The sequence below is a fragment of the Bacteroides sp. 3_2_5 genome, assembly GCF_000159855.2.
GTDB classification, from domain to species: Bacteria; Bacteroidota; Bacteroidia; order Bacteroidales; family Bacteroidaceae; genus Bacteroides; species Bacteroides fragilis.
On the sequence record NZ_JH636043.1, the window covers coordinates 476,905 to 494,606 of the forward strand.

The 17,702-nt window shown below is 45.5% G+C and carries 16 protein-coding genes; 9 read left to right on the plus strand and 7 right to left on the minus strand.

Going from position 1 to position 17,702, the window contains the following annotated elements; all coding sequences use genetic code 11:
• The first annotated feature begins 47 nt into the window (after positions 1 to 47).
• The 5 genes from BSHG_RS17980 to BSHG_RS17960 all read left to right on the plus strand — a co-directional run bounded on the left by BSHG_RS17980 (position 48) and on the right by BSHG_RS17960 (position 8,516).
• Positions 48 to 2,591 carry an adenosylcobalamin-dependent ribonucleoside-diphosphate reductase gene (locus BSHG_RS17980; RefSeq protein WP_008769973.1) on the plus strand — a complete coding sequence of 848 codons (2,544 nt, stop codon included), beginning with the start codon at positions 48 to 50 and terminating at the stop codon, positions 2,589 to 2,591.
• A 197-nt stretch (positions 2,592 to 2,788) separates the two neighbouring features.
• Positions 2,789 to 5,491 (plus strand): 4-alpha-glucanotransferase, encoded by a 2,703-nt coding sequence (locus BSHG_RS17975; RefSeq protein WP_008657591.1) that lies wholly within the window; start codon positions 2,789 to 2,791, stop codon positions 5,489 to 5,491.
• A 129-nt stretch (positions 5,492 to 5,620) separates the two neighbouring features.
• Entirely contained in the window at positions 5,621 to 6,652 is a 1,032-nt protein-coding gene (locus BSHG_RS17970) for an acyltransferase family protein (RefSeq protein WP_008657593.1), read from the plus strand.
• Between the two features lie 50 nt (positions 6,653 to 6,702).
• Positions 6,703 to 7,071, plus strand: coding sequence for a dihydroneopterin aldolase (gene folB / locus BSHG_RS17965; RefSeq protein WP_008657595.1), 369 nt, complete (start codon positions 6,703 to 6,705; stop codon positions 7,069 to 7,071).
• Between the two features lie 23 nt (positions 7,072 to 7,094).
• Positions 7,095 to 8,516 carry a TlpA family protein disulfide reductase gene (locus BSHG_RS17960; protein WP_005798202.1) on the plus strand — a complete coding sequence of 474 codons (1,422 nt, stop codon included), beginning with the start codon at positions 7,095 to 7,097 and terminating at the stop codon, positions 8,514 to 8,516.
• Positions 8,517 to 9,080: 564 nt separating this feature from the next.
• Here BSHG_RS17960 and BSHG_RS17950 read toward each other — a convergent pair.
• From BSHG_RS17950 to mtaB, 4 genes are read right to left on the minus strand one after another with little or no spacing between them, the layout of a single operon-like run.
• On the minus strand, positions 9,081 to 9,599 hold the full coding sequence (locus BSHG_RS17950; protein ID WP_005790931.1) for a methylglyoxal synthase: 519 nt from the start codon (positions 9,597 to 9,599) through the stop codon (positions 9,081 to 9,083).
• A gap of 4 nt (positions 9,600 to 9,603) precedes the next feature.
• Positions 9,604 to 10,635, minus strand: a complete 1,032-nt coding sequence (locus tag BSHG_RS17945) for a glycosyltransferase family 2 protein (RefSeq protein WP_008657599.1) — start codon at positions 10,633 to 10,635, stop codon at positions 9,604 to 9,606.
• Positions 10,628 to 11,524 (minus strand): lysophospholipid acyltransferase family protein, encoded by an 897-nt coding sequence (locus BSHG_RS17940; RefSeq protein WP_005790934.1) that lies wholly within the window; start codon positions 11,522 to 11,524, stop codon positions 10,628 to 10,630. The genes BSHG_RS17945 and BSHG_RS17940 overlap by 8 nt, the downstream gene beginning before the upstream one ends.
• A gap of 2 nt (positions 11,525 to 11,526) precedes the next feature.
• Entirely contained in the window at positions 11,527 to 12,846 is a 1,320-nt protein-coding gene (gene mtaB / locus BSHG_RS17935; RefSeq protein ID WP_005802175.1) for a tRNA (N(6)-L-threonylcarbamoyladenosine(37)-C(2))-methylthiotransferase MtaB, read from the minus strand.
• A gap of 428 nt (positions 12,847 to 13,274) precedes the next feature.
• Between mtaB and BSHG_RS17930 the strand changes: the two genes are divergently transcribed.
• A complete protein-coding gene (locus tag BSHG_RS17930; protein WP_005798215.1) occupies positions 13,275 to 14,948 on the plus strand; it encodes a long-chain fatty acid--CoA ligase in 1,674 nt (557 codons plus the stop codon).
• A gap of 158 nt (positions 14,949 to 15,106) precedes the next feature.
• On the plus strand, positions 15,107 to 15,325 hold the full coding sequence (locus BSHG_RS17925) for a hypothetical protein (protein ID WP_005790940.1): 219 nt from the start codon (positions 15,107 to 15,109) through the stop codon (positions 15,323 to 15,325).
• Positions 15,326 to 15,648: 323 nt separating this feature from the next.
• On the opposite strand, the gene rplI is transcribed toward BSHG_RS17925, so the two are convergent.
• Genes rplI through rpsF form a run of 3 tightly spaced genes read right to left on the minus strand, consistent with a single transcriptional unit; the run spans position 15,649 to position 16,723 of the window.
• A complete protein-coding gene (gene rplI / locus BSHG_RS17920) occupies positions 15,649 to 16,092 on the minus strand; it encodes a 50S ribosomal protein L9 (protein WP_005790944.1) in 444 nt (147 codons plus the stop codon).
• A gap of 11 nt (positions 16,093 to 16,103) precedes the next feature.
• The gene (gene rpsR, locus BSHG_RS17915; protein WP_005790946.1) at positions 16,104 to 16,376 is read right to left on the minus strand and encodes a 30S ribosomal protein S18; all 273 of its coding nucleotides are present in this window, start codon (positions 16,374 to 16,376) and stop codon (positions 16,104 to 16,106) included.
• A gap of 2 nt (positions 16,377 to 16,378) precedes the next feature.
• Positions 16,379 to 16,723 carry a 30S ribosomal protein S6 gene (gene rpsF, locus BSHG_RS17910; protein WP_005781453.1) on the minus strand — a complete coding sequence of 115 codons (345 nt, stop codon included), beginning with the start codon at positions 16,721 to 16,723 and terminating at the stop codon, positions 16,379 to 16,381.
• Between the two features lie 161 nt (positions 16,724 to 16,884).
• On the opposite strand from rpsF, the gene BSHG_RS17905 reads away from it, so the two are divergent.
• A complete protein-coding gene (locus tag BSHG_RS17905) occupies positions 16,885 to 17,331 on the plus strand; it encodes a MarR family winged helix-turn-helix transcriptional regulator (protein ID WP_005790948.1) in 447 nt (148 codons plus the stop codon).
• Between the two features lie 141 nt (positions 17,332 to 17,472).
• Positions 17,473 to 17,649: a hypothetical protein gene (locus BSHG_RS23210; protein WP_005790950.1), complete on the plus strand. Its 177-nt coding sequence runs from the start codon at positions 17,473 to 17,475 to the stop codon at positions 17,647 to 17,649.
• Positions 17,650 to 17,702 lie beyond the last annotated feature (53 nt).

Sequence of the window (17,702 nt, forward strand, 5' to 3'; positions counted from 1 at the left end):
TTCTACATATTTACTTATTAATAAAGAAATCTAAGACACATTGCATCGTGGAAAAGCAAATTTACTCTTACGAGGAAGCCTTCGAAGAATCTTTACGATATTTTCAGGGCGATGAACTTGCTGCGCGAGTTTGGGTAAACAAATACGCAGTAAAAGACTCTTTCGGAAATATTTACGAGAAGTCACCGAAGGATATGCATTGGAGACTTGCCAACGAGGTGGCTCGCATTGAAGCAAAGTACCCCAACGCACTAAGTTCCGAACAGTTGTTTGAGCTGTTTGATCATTTTAAGTATATCGTACCGCAAGGTAGTCCGATGACAGGTATAGGTAACGATTATCAGGTTGCTTCACTTTCCAATTGCTTTGTGATTGGTATTGATGGTTCTGCCGATTCATACGGTGCCATCATCAAAATAGACGAAGAACAGGTGCAACTGATGAAAAGACGTGGTGGTGTAGGTCATGATCTCTCGCACATCCGTCCCAAAGGTTCTCCTGTGAAAAACTCCGCTCTGACTTCTACCGGTCTGGTTCCGTTCATGGAACGTTATTCCAATTCCACACGTGAGGTTGCTCAAGACGGACGTCGCGGCGCACTGATGCTCAGTGTATCGATCAAGCATCCGGACTCGGAAGCATTTATCGACGCCAAAATGACAGAAGGTAAGGTAACAGGAGCCAATGTTTCAGTTAAGCTGGACGATGCATTCATGTCAGCAGCCGTAGAAGGCAGAAAATATACCCAACAATACCCTATTGACTCCGATCACCCGACTACGGTAAAAGAGATCGAAGCTTCCAACCTATGGAAAAAAATTGTGCATAACGCATGGAAATCAGCAGAACCGGGTGTATTGTTCTGGGATACCATTATTCGCGAATCAGTGCCCGACTGTTATGCGGACCTGGGATATAAAACGGTTTCGACAAACCCTTGTGGTGAAATTCCATTATGCCCCTACGATTCTTGCCGACTGTTGGCCATCAATCTATATTCATACGTAGTCAATCCGTTCACCAAAGATGCCTACTTCGACTTCGATCTCTTCCATAAACATGTAGCACTGGCTCAGCGCATCATGGATGATATCATCGATCTGGAATTGGAGAAGATAGAACGTATCATAGAGAAAATCGATCAGGACCCCGAAAACGAAGAAGTGAAACACACCGAACGCGGACTGTGGGAAAAGATCTATAAGAAGAGTGGTCAGGGACGACGTACCGGTGTCGGTATTACAGCCGAAGGCGATATGCTTGCCGCTCTCGGAATGCGTTATGGAACAGAAGAAGCGACAGAGTTTTCAGAGAAAGTGCACAAAGCAGTCGCTTTGGGCGCTTATCGTTCATCAGTGGATATGGCCAAAGAACGCGGAGCATTCGATGTATATGACTCGGAAAGAGAAAAGAACAATCCGTTTATCAACCGCTTGCGCGAAGCCGACCCGGCATTGTATGAGGATATGAAAAAATATGGTCGCCGTAACATTGCGTGCCTGACCATCGCTCCTACCGGCACAACCAGTCTGATGACCCAAACTACCTCGGGTATCGAACCGGTATTCCTTCCGGTATACAAACGCAGAAGAAAAGTAAACCCGAACGATACCAACGTACGAGTCGACTTTGTTGACGAAACCGGAGATGCCTTTGAAGAATACATCGTATTCCACCACAAGTTTGTGACTTGGATGGAAGCAAACGGCTATGATCCGGCTAAACGATACACTCAGGAAGAAATAGACGAACTGGTAGCAAAATCACCTTATTACAAAGCAACGTCCAACGATGTGGACTGGCTGATGAAGGTGCGTATGCAAGGTAAAATTCAGAAATGGGTAGACCACTCCATCAGTGTGACCATCAACCTGCCGAACGATGTAGACGAAGAATTGGTAAATCGCCTGTATGTGGAAGCCTGGAAGTCAGGCTGCAAGGGCTGTACGGTTTATCGTGACGGTTCCCGTTCAGGAGTGCTGATCTCTGCGAAGTCCGACAAAGATAAGAAAGAGGAACTCCCTCCTTGCAAACCACCAACGGTAGTCGAGGTACGCCCGACAGTGCTTGAAGCCGACGTCGTACGCTTCCAAAACAACAAAGAGAAATGGGTGGCCCTGGTCGGCTTGCTCGACGGCAGACCTTATGAGATATTCACCGGTCTGCAAGACGATGACGAAGGAATCATTATTCCGAAAAGCGTAAATACCGGACGCATCATCAAGAACGTCGATGAAAACGGAAACAAACGCTATGACTTCCAGTTCGAGAACAAACGCGGATACAAAATGACCATCGAAGGTCTGTCTGAGAAGTTCAATAAAGAATACTGGAACTATGCTAAACTGATTTCAGGTGTACTTCGCTGGAGAATGCCGATCGAACAGGTGATCAAACTGGTAGGTTCGCTGCAATTGGACAGCGAGAACATCAACACCTGGAAGAATGGTGTAGAGCGTGCGCTGAAAAAATATGTGCAGGACGGAACAGAAGCCAAAGGCAAGAAGTGCCCCAACTGCGGAAACGAGACATTAGTTTATCAGGAAGGTTGCCTCATCTGTACCACTTGCGGTGCATCCAGATGTGGATAAACTTAGCCAAGTAAATGATTAATATGTAAGCAAAAAGTGTTGAAAGGAGCCCATAGGCTCCTTTCAATGTTTAATCATACAAAGAGCACAAACGTTTGCATACTATTTTAAAGTAGTTCGACGAAAGTAAAGATACGACATATGTAGAATATTTCTATACTTGCAAAATCATTAGTCAATAATTAAATCTAATATATATGATAGTTACATTTCATATTGAATATCGCACAAGCTGGGGAGAAGAAGTCAGAATATTAGGTTCTGTCCCCGAACTTGGGAAAAATAATCCGGAGCAGGCTGTAGCCCTTACCACAGTAGACGGCATTCATTGGAGCAATGAAATATCCATTCAATTGCCGGCCGAAGGGGTTGTCGAATACAGTTATCACATATACCGTGACGGTAAGGCCATCCGTACCGAATGGAACTCCTTTCCGCGACGCATCTATCTGCCGGCCGACGTTAAGAAAAGCCTGCGCATCAACGACTGCTGGAAGAATCTTCCGGAGCAGCAATACTTCTACAGTTCGGCATTTACCGAAGCACTGCTGGCGCACCGCGAACGAAGCGCAATCCCCAAAAGCTACAAAAAAGGATTGATGATCAAGGCTTATGCTCCACGCATCAACAGCAAGTACTGCCTGGCCATCTGTGGTAACCAGAAAACACTCGGCAACTGGGACCCGGACAAGGCATGGCCCATGAGTGATGCCAACTTTCCGGAATGGCAAGCCGAACTGGATGCTTCCAAACTGGAATTTCCGCTAGAATACAAATTTGTATTGTACAATAAAGAAGAGAAACGTGCCGAAGCTTGGGAGAATAACCCCAACCGCTATCTGGCTGCTCCCGAAATCAAAGCAAACGAAACGTTGGTCATTGCCGACCGATATGCCTACTTTAATATTCCTTCCTGGAAAGGTGCAGGCGTAGCTGTCCCTGTATTCTCACTAAAGTCGGAAAAAAGTTTCGGTGTAGGAGACTTCGGAGACCTGAAGAGAATGGTGGACTGGGCGGTCAGTACCAGCCAGAAGGTAGTACAGATCTTACCGATCAACGATACCACCATGACTCATACATGGACAGACTCTTATCCCTACAACAGCATTTCCATTTATGCCTTCCACCCGATGTATGCCGACCTTAAACAGATGGGCAACCTGAAGGATAAGGAAACTGCGGCCGCCTTCAACCGGAAGCAAAAAGAACTGAATGCACTTTCCGCCATCGACTACGAAGCTGTCAACCGGGTGAAATGGGAATATTTCCATCAGATATTCAAGCAAGAAGGAGAAAAGGTGCTGGATTCGAAAGCCTTCCGCAGTTTCTTCGAAGCCAACAAAGATTGGCTGCAACCGTATGCTGTATTCAGCTACCTGCGCGATTTATACCATACACCGAACTTCCGCGAATGGCCCCAATACTCGGAGTACAATGCTCAAGAGATTGAAGAACTGTGCCGCCCCGACACGGCGGACTATGCCCATATCGCCATCTACTTCTATATCCAGTTCAATCTTCACCTGCAATTGCTCGAAGCCACCACTTATGCCCGCGAGCATGGAGTAGTGCTGAAGGGGGACATCCCCATCGGTATCAGTCGCAACAGTGTAGAAGCCTGGACAGAACCTTATTATTTCAACCTCAACGGACAGGCCGGTGCTCCACCCGATGATTTCTCTATCAACGGGCAGAACTGGGGTTTCCCCACCTATAACTGGGATGTGATGGAGAACGACGGTTATAAATGGTGGATGAAACGTTTCCAAAAGATGGCTGAATACTTTGACGCCTACCGCATCGACCACATTCTGGGATTCTTCCGCATCTGGGAAATCCCGATGAATGCCGTGCATGGATTGCTGGGACAGTTTGTACCCGCCCTTCCCATGAGCCGTGAAGAGATAGAAAGTTACGGACTCTCTTTCCGTGAAGAGTTCCTGCGGCCGTATATCCATGAATATTTCCTCGGACAAGTGTTCGGACCACATACCGACTATGTAAAGCAGACGTTCATCGAACCGACTGAAACTTACGAAGTATACCGTATGCGTCCGGAATTTGATACCCAACGCAAGGTAGAAGCCTTCTTTGCCGGCAAGAACGACGAAGACAGTATATGGGTCAGAGACGGATTATATGCCCTGATCAGTGACGTATTATTTGTTCCCGACCGCAAAGACCCGAACCTGTACCATCCCCGCATCGGCGTGCAGCACGACTTTATCTACCGTGCCCTGAACGACTGGGAAAAAACAGCATTCAACCGCCTTTACGACCAGTACTACTATCATCGTCACAATGACTTCTGGCAACAGCAAGCCATGAAGAAATTGCCACAGCTTACCCAGTCTACCCGCATGCTGGTATGTGGCGAAGACTTAGGCATGATTCCCGACTGCGTGGCATGGGTGATGAATGACTTACGTATCCTGAGTCTCGAAATTCAGCGGATGCCCAAGAATCCGGCAGAAGAATTCGGGAGGCTGAACGAATATCCGTACCGTTCGGTCTGCACCTTCTCCACCCACGATATGTCGACCCTGCGGGGCTGGTGGGAAGAAGACTATCAGCAGACCCAACGCTACTACAATCAGATGCTGGGACATTATGGTACCGCTCCTGCCATAGCAACACCGGAGCTGTGCGAAGAAGTAATACGCAATCACCTTTACAGCAATTCCATCCTCTGCATCCTATCCCTGCAAGACTGGCTGTCGATGGATGGAAAATGGCGCAACCCGAATGTACAGGAAGAACGGATCAATATCCCCGCCAATCCGCGTCATTACTGGCGCTACCGGATGCACCTGACACTGGAACAACTGATGAAAGCAGAAAGCCTGAATGAAAAAATCAGGGAATTGGTGAAGCAGACAGGCAGAAATCCGGAAAAGTAACATCCGCCTGTCACTTTAAGAAGAAAAAGAACAAAGAGAGAAGAGTGAAACCAAGTGTTTTTCACTCTTCTCTCTTTGTTTTCAGTAATATTCAGTATCTTTGTCAGACCAACTACACAAACATCCGGAATGGGAGATGACAAAAACAAACGAATAGATTTTGTGGACTTAACGAAAGGAGTCTGCATCATTCTGGTAGTAATGGCACACATAGGTGGAGCCTTCGAAAAACTTGATTATCACTCGATGATTGCCAGTTTTCGCATGCCTCTTTATTTCTTCATCTCAGGCATTTTCTTCAAATCCTATGAAGGCCTTTTCGGCTTCTTCATCCGAAAGATAAACAAGCTGATCATCCCTTTCCTCTTTTTCTATCTCAGCGCGTTCTTTCTGAAATACATTGTATGGAAAATCGCTCCCGGAGTCTTCCAGCTTCCGGTCAGCTGGACGGAACTCCTAGTTGTGTTTCATGACCATGCGCTGATCAAGTTCAACCCTCCCATCTGGTTCTTGCTGGCACTCTTCAATTGCAACATCTTGTTCTATCTGGTTCACAGTTTGCGCAACCGGCGGTTAGGTCTCATGTTTGCCCTCACTTTGCTGATCGGGACAGCCGGATTCTATATGGGCAAGCATCAGATAGAATTGCCCCTTTATATGGACGTAGCCATGAGCGCCCTGCCTTTCTACGTAGCCGGATTCTGGATTCGCCGTTACAATTTCTTCCTCTTTCCCCATCGTTTCGACAAGCTGATTCCCTTATGCATCCTGGCAGCCCTGGCAGTGATGTACTTCACCGCCACATTCGTGGGCATGCGCACCAACAATTATGCCGGCAACATTTTCCAATTTTGGCCCTCAGCCTTTGCCGGCATATTTATGATCATGCTTTTCTGCAAGAAATTCAAGAAGCTGCCCGTCATCTCGTATATGGGGCGTTACTCGGTCATAACACTGGGCATACACGCACCTTTACTCCATTTTGAATATCCGGTTGTCAGCCGGTTTATCCACAACGAATGGGGACAGGCCATTGCCTTACTGCTGCTGACGCTGACCGTCTGCATCATTGCGACCCCCATATTCCTGAAACTGATTCCGCAAGCAGTGGCACAAAAAGACTTTATTAAAACCAAACAATCGACACAACAAGGATCATAATTGCATTAATTATCCTATTTTTGCCGGAAGATACATCAATTATAAAACTTATGACTACCCAGCATTATATCTTCCTGGAAAACGTACGTTTCTACAGTTATCACGGAGTGGCCCCCCAGGAGACCGCCATCGGCAATGAGTTTATCATCAACCTGAGACTGAAAACAGACTTCGGCAAAGCGACCGAAACCGATGAAGTGGAAGATACCGTGAGTTATGCCGACATATATGCCACACTGAAAGAAGAGATGGAACTGCCTTCAAAACTGCTGGAACATGTATGCGGACGAATCGTAAAAAGGCTCTTCCGGGACTTTCGGAAAATCAGGGAGATAGAAATCAAACTGGCGAAAAGAAACCCGCCCATGGGAGCAGACATCGACTCTGCCGGAGTAGAGATGCATTGCACGCGAGACTGAATCGACATTAAAACACTAATAAGATGAAAAAACTTTTATTAATCCTCCTACTGGTACTGGCAGGAGAAATCAGCGCACAACAAGCAGCAACGATTGTAGTCAAGACTACCCCGGACAACGAAATTGCTTATTGGCCTACAGGCAAAGAACACCTGTTCTGCATTGCTCTGGGAACCAAAGCACAAGCCGGCCCTCTGGGAGAATTTGTCCATCAATTCCGCACCGACCGCCCCGGCATGGTGCAGGTATGGACCCAAGGGAGTGATTCTTTTACACTCTACCTGACACCGGGAAGCAAAGACACCATTACCGTGACCAAAGATACCCTGATCATCAGCGGTACAAACTCGGCCTATAACCGATGCCTGAAAACAGTGAACGATTATCAGAAATACAGCGATAAACTGGTGTACATGCAGCCGCACGAACTGCGAGGAATCACTTCACTGGAGCAATATCACCGGCTGGCAGACGCCAGAATGCGGCAGGCACTCGACGCTGTAAATGCTTCCGGACTCAATGAAGAGTTTCTCGCGGAACAGCGTGCACACATCGATTACATCCGCCGGTCTATATTTATACATATTGCAAGGCAGCTGTCGAGAAAAGAAAAACTACCCGAAGATTGGCAAAGAGAACTGACAGAAGTCATCAATTCATCTGTCAACGGTGATTATCTGCGTTCCTACCGCGGAATCGGATTCTTTGTAAACGACCTGGTTATGATGCAGTTCACCAACCTCGAAAACGGTGACCTCAAAGAGATAAAGGATTACGCCTCCTTCCTCTTCGACCGGTATCGGAAGTTCTTCACAGGAGACAATCTGCAATACATGCAGGCCCAGCTTATCTACGAAGATGAATTTCAGGGTAGCAAAACTCCTTCGATCCCCCAACTATACGAAACTTATAGGGCAGAGTTCCCCAACAGTCCTTTTTTGAACGTACTCGAACCGGGCGTTAAAGAAAACCTGCGCTTTCAGAATAGCCGTATCACCGACAAAGACTATCATATTCTGACATGCGACTCCACCATCACCAGTCTGGAGGATGCGGTAAAACCCTTTAAAGGTAAAGTTGTCTATATCGATGTATGGGCTACCTGGTGCGGTCCCTGCCTCAAAGAGTTCCAATACCTGCCCGCCCTCAAGGAAAAAGCGCACAACATGGACGTTGTATACCTATACATTTCGATAGACCGTCCGGAGGAGCGGAAGAAATGGGAAAAGACCATCGCATACCATCAACTGAAAGGTTATCATTTATTAGTAAACGAAAAGTTAGGAAAATCGCTATACACCGAATTGGGAAACGAACGGCAAATACTGAGTATCCCCTGCTTTGTCATTATTGATAAGACGGGAAAGATAGTCATTCGCCATGCCGCAGCACCGAGTGAACCCGAAAAAGTGATCGAACAGTTGAGCACCTATTATAACAAGTAAAAACAGACTTCGGAATAAGCTGATCAAGAAAAGAAAAACGGGCAAAAGCTTGACTTCCGCAAAGAAAAAGAGTATCTTTGCCTATGTAATCATAAAGTATATTCCAATTAAAGTACGGTAATAGGGAGAAGCCAATGCTTCTCCCTATTTTTTATACTACTAACAGTGCGTTTCCGCAGAGCCGGTTTCCAAAGCTTGCAGAGCCGGTGTTCACCTACTTTAGAGCCGTTGTTTTCCTCATTTACACGGTTGCTTCCGCTACTTTTCCCGGTATGTCGGCTCCCATTTCCCGGCATGAAAATCGTTTTTCACCAGAAGATAATTTCTTATCTCCTATTGATAATGAACAACGGAAAGGATGAAGTCCCGAAAGTTAACAATACATAAATCTGCTATTGACAAAAATAGGCGGAAAGACAGCAGCCGGAACCGATACATCACAAAGTAAACGCGCCACAAAATACACAGAGAGCACAAAGTTATTATATAGTGATTCTACATAATTAAAACTCCGTGCTCTCTGTATACTCTGTAGTGAAATATATTTCGTAACCGAATAGGCTCTTATTTCTTTCTCTTTCTTTTCTTCACCGATTCTACCGCCTCGGTCACCACCGGTTTATTCTCGAAACGTTTCGTATAGCCCGAGTAGTCCGGATGTGTCCGTTCATAGTCCGGATCAAGGAAGAGCGGACTTGAAATAATATGATCGGCAGTGGAACGGTTGCAACAAAAGACGATGTTTTCCACACTTGCCAGACGGGTCAGTGCCTTCACATCCGTATCGTGCGGCTGAAGAGTCATCGGGTCGGTAAAGAAGAAAAGATAATCGATCTCTCCATCCACAATACGCGATCCCATCTGCTGGTCGCCGCCCAGAGGACCGGATTTCAGGATAGTAAAATCCCACTCCACATCGGGATGTTTCTCTTTCAATGCCTCCTGTATCAGGGTACCGGTGGTACCTGTACAATAAAACTTATGTCCCATCAATAACTCCGAGTTCCAAAGAACCCATTCAATCAGGTCTTTTTTCATAGCATCGTGCGCTACCAGCCCGATTCTTCGAATTAGTTTTTCCATAACGTCATCCTTTTAAATCTGATAATTGTGAAAAGAACTTCCGCCCTTTCACATAGAATTGCACTAAGATACTACTTTTTATCCGTTCGGGAATAAAGTGTGAGGAAGTTTTTCTGAGATTCTCCGCTCTTGCATCCCGGAAACTGTCACGTAACAACTTGAATTCGCGACGGGCACAAACCACCGCTTTCGCATTGGGCAACTGCCCTTTAAGCGCAAACGTAGCAGCCGCAATGTAATCGAGCCAGCAACGTACACGCATCACTCCGGCCAGTTCTCTGTCCGGAAGATTCTTGTAAAGCATGACAAGGTTATTACGAAAATTGAGGAAGGTCTTGTGCGGATTCTCCTTCTTCAACGTGGCTCCTCCTACATGATAGACCACACTTTGGGGGATGCAAACAATTCCACGTCCGCGGGCACGGAGTCTCCAACAAAGATCGATCTCTTCCATGTGGGCAAAGAAGCGTCCGTCCAGTCCTCCCGCTTCGCGATAGTCCGCCAGACGGATGAACATGGCTGCACCGGTAGCCCAGAATATCGGCAGTACGGTGTCATATTGCCCCCGGTCCGCTTCGACTACTCCCATCACCCTTCCCCGACAAAACGGATATCCGTAGCGGTCGATGAATCCGCCGGCAGCTCCGGCATATTCGAACCATTCTTTTTGTCGCCAACTGCGTATCTTCGGCTGGCAGGCAGCCACCTCAGGATGGGCGTCCAGATAGGCAGCCATCGGTTGCAACCACTGTCCGGTCACCTCGACATCGGAATTGAGCAGCACCACATACTCGGCCTCCACCTGCCGGAGGGCAAGATTGTACCCATCTGCAAAACCATGATTCCCATCCAGCAGAATCCGGCGTACCGAGGGAAACTCGCGGCGCAGCATCTCCACCGACTGATCCGTAGAACCGTTATCAGCCACACAGACTTCCACACCTTCAGCCTCCGAATATCGAAGCACGGAGGGAAGAAACGAACGGAGCATCTCGCAACCGTTCCAGTTCAATATAACGACAGATATCTTATTCATTTTTCTTTTCGGGGCGTTTCAGCTTCCAACGCTTATGCGACCATAGCCAATAGGCCGGTTCTTTCCGGATGGTCTGTTCCAGCCTGCGGGCAAATATTTCGGTAATCTCCCCGTCGGCTGTCTCCTTCGGACGGTCGGTTACCAGATCGAAGTCTACCCGGCAATATCCTCTCCGCTCCTTCCGCAGCTCGCAATAGAAAACCGGAAAATCCATCATCTTGGCGATACGTTCGGCACCATCCATAAATACCGTATCCTGATTCAAGAAAGTAGTCCAATAATGGGCTTCATGCATATTGGGCGATTGGTCGGTAATCAATCCGATGGCCATCTTCTTGCCAGCACGCTTCAGCTTAATCACTTCGCGGGCGGTAGAGTGTTTCGGAACATTATATCCTCCGAAACGGGCACGGATGTATTTAAAGAGTCCATCCAGATAGACATCTTTCAAGGGCTTGTATACCTGCACGGGCACATCGCCCGGACGCATAATCATTCCCATACCCGTAATCCACTCAAAATTAGCGTAATGGGGTATCAACAGGACAATCCCGCCCCGTTCGTCTATCATCCGGAGGTAGGTTTCCTTATTCTCGTAGGTCATCCGTTTGCAAAGTTCTTTCTCCGACATGCGCAGCATTTTCACATCTTCGAGCATATAGTCGCAAAGATAATGAAAAAACTTGCGTTCGATGGCCTTCAATTCTGCTGCCGACTTTTCCGGAAAAGAGTTCTTCAGGTTGGTACGTACCACCTTCCTCCGGTAACCGATCACATGATACAGCCAGAAATAGATAAAATCGGACAGTGCATACAATACCGGAAACGGAAGAACAGCCAAAAGCCACATTCCTACATAGGTCAACAAATAGAGGAGTTTCGATTTCATGTTTATTGTGTTATAGTTCCTTTCAGTGCGGTACCCTCTTCATTAAAATCTCCCAAAAGAACATTCACTACTTTATTATCCAACGCGGCGTCACTCTCCACTTCCACACGAATATAGTTTGCCGTAAATCCATGCATCGGCGCTCCCGCTTTGGGCTTTTCCATCAGGACAGGCATGGTCTGCCCGATGTGACGGGCATAAAAGGCTTTTGTTTTTTCATCCGACAGTGCAAGCAGACGCTGGCTTCGCTGGTGTTTCTCTTCAGGAGTCACCACATGGTCTATTTTCAGGGCCTGGGTTCCCGGACGTTCCGAATAGCTGAACACATGCAGCTGGGTGACGTCCAGTCCGTGAATAAATTCATAAGCTTTCTCAAAGTACCCGGCAGTTTCGCCCCGGGTACCTACAATCACATCCACACCGATAAACGCATCGGGCATCACCTCTTTTATCTTCGCAATCTTCGAAGCAAAAAGTTCTGTCCCATAGCGGCGACGCATCAGTTGGAGAACTTCGTCACTACCGGACTGCAAAGGGATATGGAAATGTGGCATGAAACTGCGTGAACGGGATACGTATTCTATAATTTCATCCGTCAGCAAATTGGGTTCGATGGAAGAAATACGATAACGTTCGATACCTTCCACCCGATCGAGGGCCTTTACCAGATCAAAGAAGGTCTCTCCGGTGGACTTTCCGAAATCGCCGATGTTGACTCCGGTCAGCACTATTTCCTTTCCGCCTTCGGCAGCAGCCTGCCGGGCCTGTTCCACCAAAGAAGCAATGGTACCGTTACGGCTTCGTCCGCGGGCAAAGGGAATAGTACAATAAGAGCAGAAGTAATCGCAACCATCCTGCACTTTAAGGAAAAACCGGGTACGGTCACCTCGCGAACAAGACGGTGCAAACGAACGGATATCTTTTGTAGCGGTCGTATAGGCTTCTCCTCCTTCGTGCTTATGCAGGTCGCCCAGATACTGAAGCAAATCTTTCTTCTGTTCCGCACCGAGTACAACGTCCACTCCCTCTATCTTTGCCACATCGCCGGGTTTTAACTGGGCATAGCAACCTGTCACCACCACAAAAGCGCCGGGATGTTGTTTCACCAGCCGATGAATGGCCTGACGGCATTTCTTGTCCGCCATCTCGGTCACCGAACACGTGTTGACAATACAAAGGTCAGCCTTTTCACCTTTCCGGGCTGTACGTACACCTGCCTCACGCAGGATTTTACCAATCGTCGAAGTCTCTGAGAAATTCAGTTTGCAGCCTAATGTATAATAAACGGCTGTCTTATCTTGAAATACAGTGGTATCTATCATAATCTGTAAAAACGCATATTCAGCGCAAAGTTACACATTATTATTAGGAGTAAAGAGGTGAAAGGAGTTAAAAGGAGTTAGAGGGGACCGAAGAAGAGGTACGGGACGTGAAGGACACCGGAAAGAAACATTCCACGTTTGTAAATCCTTCTGCCTGCATCAAAAGGCATCCCTCTTTGGTTTAAAACCAGGGAAGCATTGACTTTAAGCCAAAGACACCTGCCTTTTAAAGCAAGAGCCCGTTGCTTTAAAAGGTATTTCCGTAAAGGATAGAATGCTATATTTCAACCGATTAGAGAAGAGTACGGACAGTTATCGTTTCCTCTTCATGTAAAGATATAAATAAACAATAAGCCTAATTAACACCTAAAGGTTTCTTAATCCGGAAGTTTATACCTACTTTTGCACAAATCTTCAAAAAACGTGCAATGATAAAAGAAAACTTCATTAAACTCTACGAGAACAGTTTCCGTGAAAACTGGGATTTACCTTGCTACACCAACTATGGCGAACCGGAAAGTTATACCTACGGTGAAGTAGCCGAAGAAATAGCCAAACTTCATTTACTGTTCAAGCACTGTAGTTTGCGACGGGGAGATAAAATAGCCGTTATCGGAAAGAATAATGCCCGCTGGTGCATCGCTTACATGGCTACCATCACATACGGAGCCATCATAGTGCCCATCTTGCAGGACTTCAATCCGAACGACGTACACCATATTGTCAATCATTCCGAATCCGTTTTCCTTTTCACCAGTGACACCATCTGGGAGAATCTGGAAGAAGAACGCCTGACGGGTATCCGTGCTGTCTTTTCACTGACCGACTTCCGTTGCCTGCACCAGAGGGACGGAGAAACAGTACAGAAATTCCTGAAGCATATCGATCAGTACATGACAGATACTTATCCGAAGGGATTCCGGAAAGAAGATGTGCTCTACACCACCCTGTCCAACGATAAGGTGATGCTGCTGAACTATACTTCCGGCACCACCGGATTCAGCAAAGGAGTGATGCTGACAGGCAACAACCTGGCCGGCAACGTGACTTTCGGTATCCGCACGGAACTGCTGAAAAAGGGTGATAAAGTGCTTTCTTTCCTTCCGCTGGCTCATGCTTATGGATGCGCCTTCGACTTTCTAACAGCCACGGCAGTCGGTACGCATGTAACCCTTCTCGGTAAAGTGCCCTCACCCAAAATCATCATGAAAGCATTCGAAGAGGTAAAACCGAATCTGATTATTACGGTACCGCTGGTCATCGAGAAAATCTATAAAAACGTGATCCAGCCCATCATCAGCAAAAAAGGAATGAAATGGGCCTTGAGCATTCCTCTACTGGATAATCAGATTTATGGCCAGATCCGCAAAAAGCTGATCGATGCGCTTGGCGGACGCTTCAAAGAAATCATTATCGGTGGAGCCGCCATGAACCCGGAAGTAGAAGAGTTTTTCCACAAAATCAAGTTCCCCTTCACCATTGGCTACGGCATGACGGAATGCGGTCCGCTTATCAGTTATGCTCCTTGGGACAAATTCGTCCCCTCTTCATCGGGCAAAATACTCGATATTATGGAAGCCCGCATCTATAAAGAGAATCCCGAAGCCGAGACCGGAGAGATTCAGGTACGGGGAGAGAACGTAATGACCGGATATTATAAGAACCCGGAAGCCACTCAGGAAGTGTTCACTAAAGACGGATGGTTGCGCACCGGTGACTTAGGCACCATGGATGACGAAGGCAATATCTTCATTCGCGGCCGACTGAAGACGATGATCCTCAGTTCAAGCGGGCAGAACATCTTCCCCGAAGAAATCGAGGCTAAACTTAATAATCTTCCATTTATTCTTGAAAGTCTCGTGATCGAACGAAACAAAAAACTGGTTGCCTTGGTCTACGCCGATTATGAAGCTTTGGACTCTTTAGGACTCAACCACGAAGACAACTTAAAAACGATCATGGACGAGAATCTGAAGAATCTGAATAATAATGTAGCCGCCTACGAAAAAGTAAGCCAGATCCAACTCTACCCCACTGAGTTTGAGAAAACTCCGAAAAGAAGTATCAAACGCTATCTATATAACAGTATAGCAGAAGATTAGATATGTTTTAAAACATACAAAAAAACATAATGAAACATTCTTCTAAAAAAAAAATAAAAAAAAGTTGGGCTTAGGAGTACAACATATACAAAAAGTACATACCTTTGCAGCGTTTTAATAAGCAATTGATTGTATTACAGATTTAAAAAGCAAAGAAAATGAAAAAATTAGTTTTGATGTTCGTAGCTATCGCAGCAGTATCATTCGCATCTTGTGGTAACAAAGCAGCTGACGCTGAAAAAGCAACTGCAGATTCTATCCGTATCGCTGACTCTATCGCAGCAGTAGAAGCAGCTGCAGCTGAAGCAGCAGCTCAGGCAGCTGATACTATCGCAGCTGACACTACAGTAGTAACTGAAACTGTTGTAGCTGAATAATCTCGAACAACATTAGAGAGAATTGAAAGTCTGCCGTGCCAAAGCACGTACAGACTTTTTTTTGTGTCCTTACCTCTCCCCTCTCCTCAAAACAAACTCTTCCGGACGGCAACAGACAGTGTCTCCATACCATAATCGAAAGAAGTTAATATCGCAGCAACAGGATATTAACATCCTGACTACAGCAAGTTAACTTCCTGTCATCAGCAAATTAACTTCGTATCAGCAAAGAAGTTAATATCGTAACGTCACATAAGGATACTAAAAAAAGGGCATTCTCTTTCAAGAATACCCTTTCCTTATATCTCGGTATTGTATGCTACTTATTCAGCTACTACTTCGAAAGGAATTTCTACAGAAACTTCTTTGTGCAGTTTAACGATAGCTTTGTAAGCACCAACTTCTTTCACAGCGTCTTTTACAACGATGATCTTTCTGTCGATCTCGTGACCCAATTTAGCCAATTCCTCAGCGATCTGGATGTTACCAACAGAACCGAAGATAGTACCGGTTGAGCTAACTTTTGTAGCGATAGTCAATGATACGCCTTCCAACTTAGCAGCCAATGCTTCAGCATCTTTCTTGATTTTCTCAAGTTTGTGAGCACGTTGTTTCAGTTCTTCAGCCAACATTTTCTTTGCAGAAGGAGAAGCAATAACAGCTTTTCCAGTGGGGATCAAGTAATTACGACCATAACCAGACTTAACAGTTACGATGTCATTCTTATAACCCAAGTTTACTACGTCTTCTTTCAATATAATTTCCATACTTTTCCTCCTTATTTCATCATGTCAGTTACAAATGGAAGTAACGCCAGGTGACGTGCTCTCTTTACAGCCTGCGCAATACGACGCTGGAACTTCAAAGAAGTACCGGTGATACGGCGCGGAAGGATCTTACCTTGTTCATTCAAGAATTTCTTCAAGAATTCAGGATCTTTGTAGTCGATATACTTGATACCGCTTTTTTTGAAACGGCAGTATTTTTTCTTTTTAACGTCTACTGAAGGCGGAGTTAAATATCTGATTTCTGATTGAACTTGTTGTGCCATGATTAATCCTCCTTTTTGTTTGATTTAACACTTCTTCTCTTTGCAGCATATTCTGCAGCGTATTTATCCATTCTGAAAGTCAAGAAACGGATTACACGTTCATCACGACGGAAATTTAATTCCAACTTGTCAATTACAGTAGGTTCTGCATTGAACTCAATCAACTGATAGAATCCTGTAGACTTCTTCTGGATTGGATAAGCCAGTTTCTTCAGTCCCCAGTTTTCTTCATTGATAATCTCAGCACCTTCAGCCTGAAGAATGCCTTTGAATTTTTCTACCGCTTCCTTCATCTGAACATCAGACAAAACGGGAGTTAAAATGAAAACGGTTTCGTATTGATTCATACTCGTTTTAATTAAATAAATAAATTATTTGATTTTAAAAATGCGGTGCAAAGGTAGGCATTTTATTTTGAACTGCAAACATTTAATCTTTTTTTGTGTTACGAGATAGGATTTGTCAAAGAAGACATCTATCTTTGCAAAGTTGCTTAAACAATAATTTCATGATCGAACAATTTAACTTTGATATCAGGCTGATCTTTGCCATCTTGAATGGTAAGGTCTCTGCTGCCATTAATCGGAAACTATACCGGAACTTCAGACAGAACGGTCTGGAAATCAGTCCGGAGCAATGGACGGTTCTTATTTTTCTCTGGGAAAAAGACGGAGTGACACAACAAGAGTTGTGCAATGCAACTTTTAAAGACAAACCGAGTATGACCCGCTTGATTGATAATATGGAACGCCAACATCTGGTGGTACGCATCTCCGATAAAAAAGACCGCCGTACCAATCTGATTCATCTGACCAGAACAGGAAAAGAGCTGGAAGAAAAGGCCCGTATCATAGCTAACCGGACCCTTAAAGAGGCGCTGCATGGCATCACAGTCGAAGAGCTAAGCGTAAGCCAGGAAGTATTAAGAAAAATATTCTTCAACACCAAAGATTAATCGACAGGAGGAAGAAGTGAGAGCAACAAAATCAACTATTTATGGCTAATTAATGGTTTTTTTGCGAAAAATATTTCGTCCGTTAAAGAATTATGCGTTAATTTGTGACTGGAATATAATAATCTATTAAAATACACACACATGAAAGGCTTATTAAAGAATTTAGGATTGCTATTAATCTTAGTCGGAGTAATCATTCTGATTGCTTGCTCTCTGACCGGAGAAGTAAACAACAACGCTGTCTTGGGAGGCTCGATAGTATTGGTGGTACTCGGACTGATTACTTATATTGCGATAAACAAAAGAATTGCAGATTAATAGTTTCAGCAAGAAATAAAAAAGCGAACGAAGAAGTTACGTTACGTTTTACG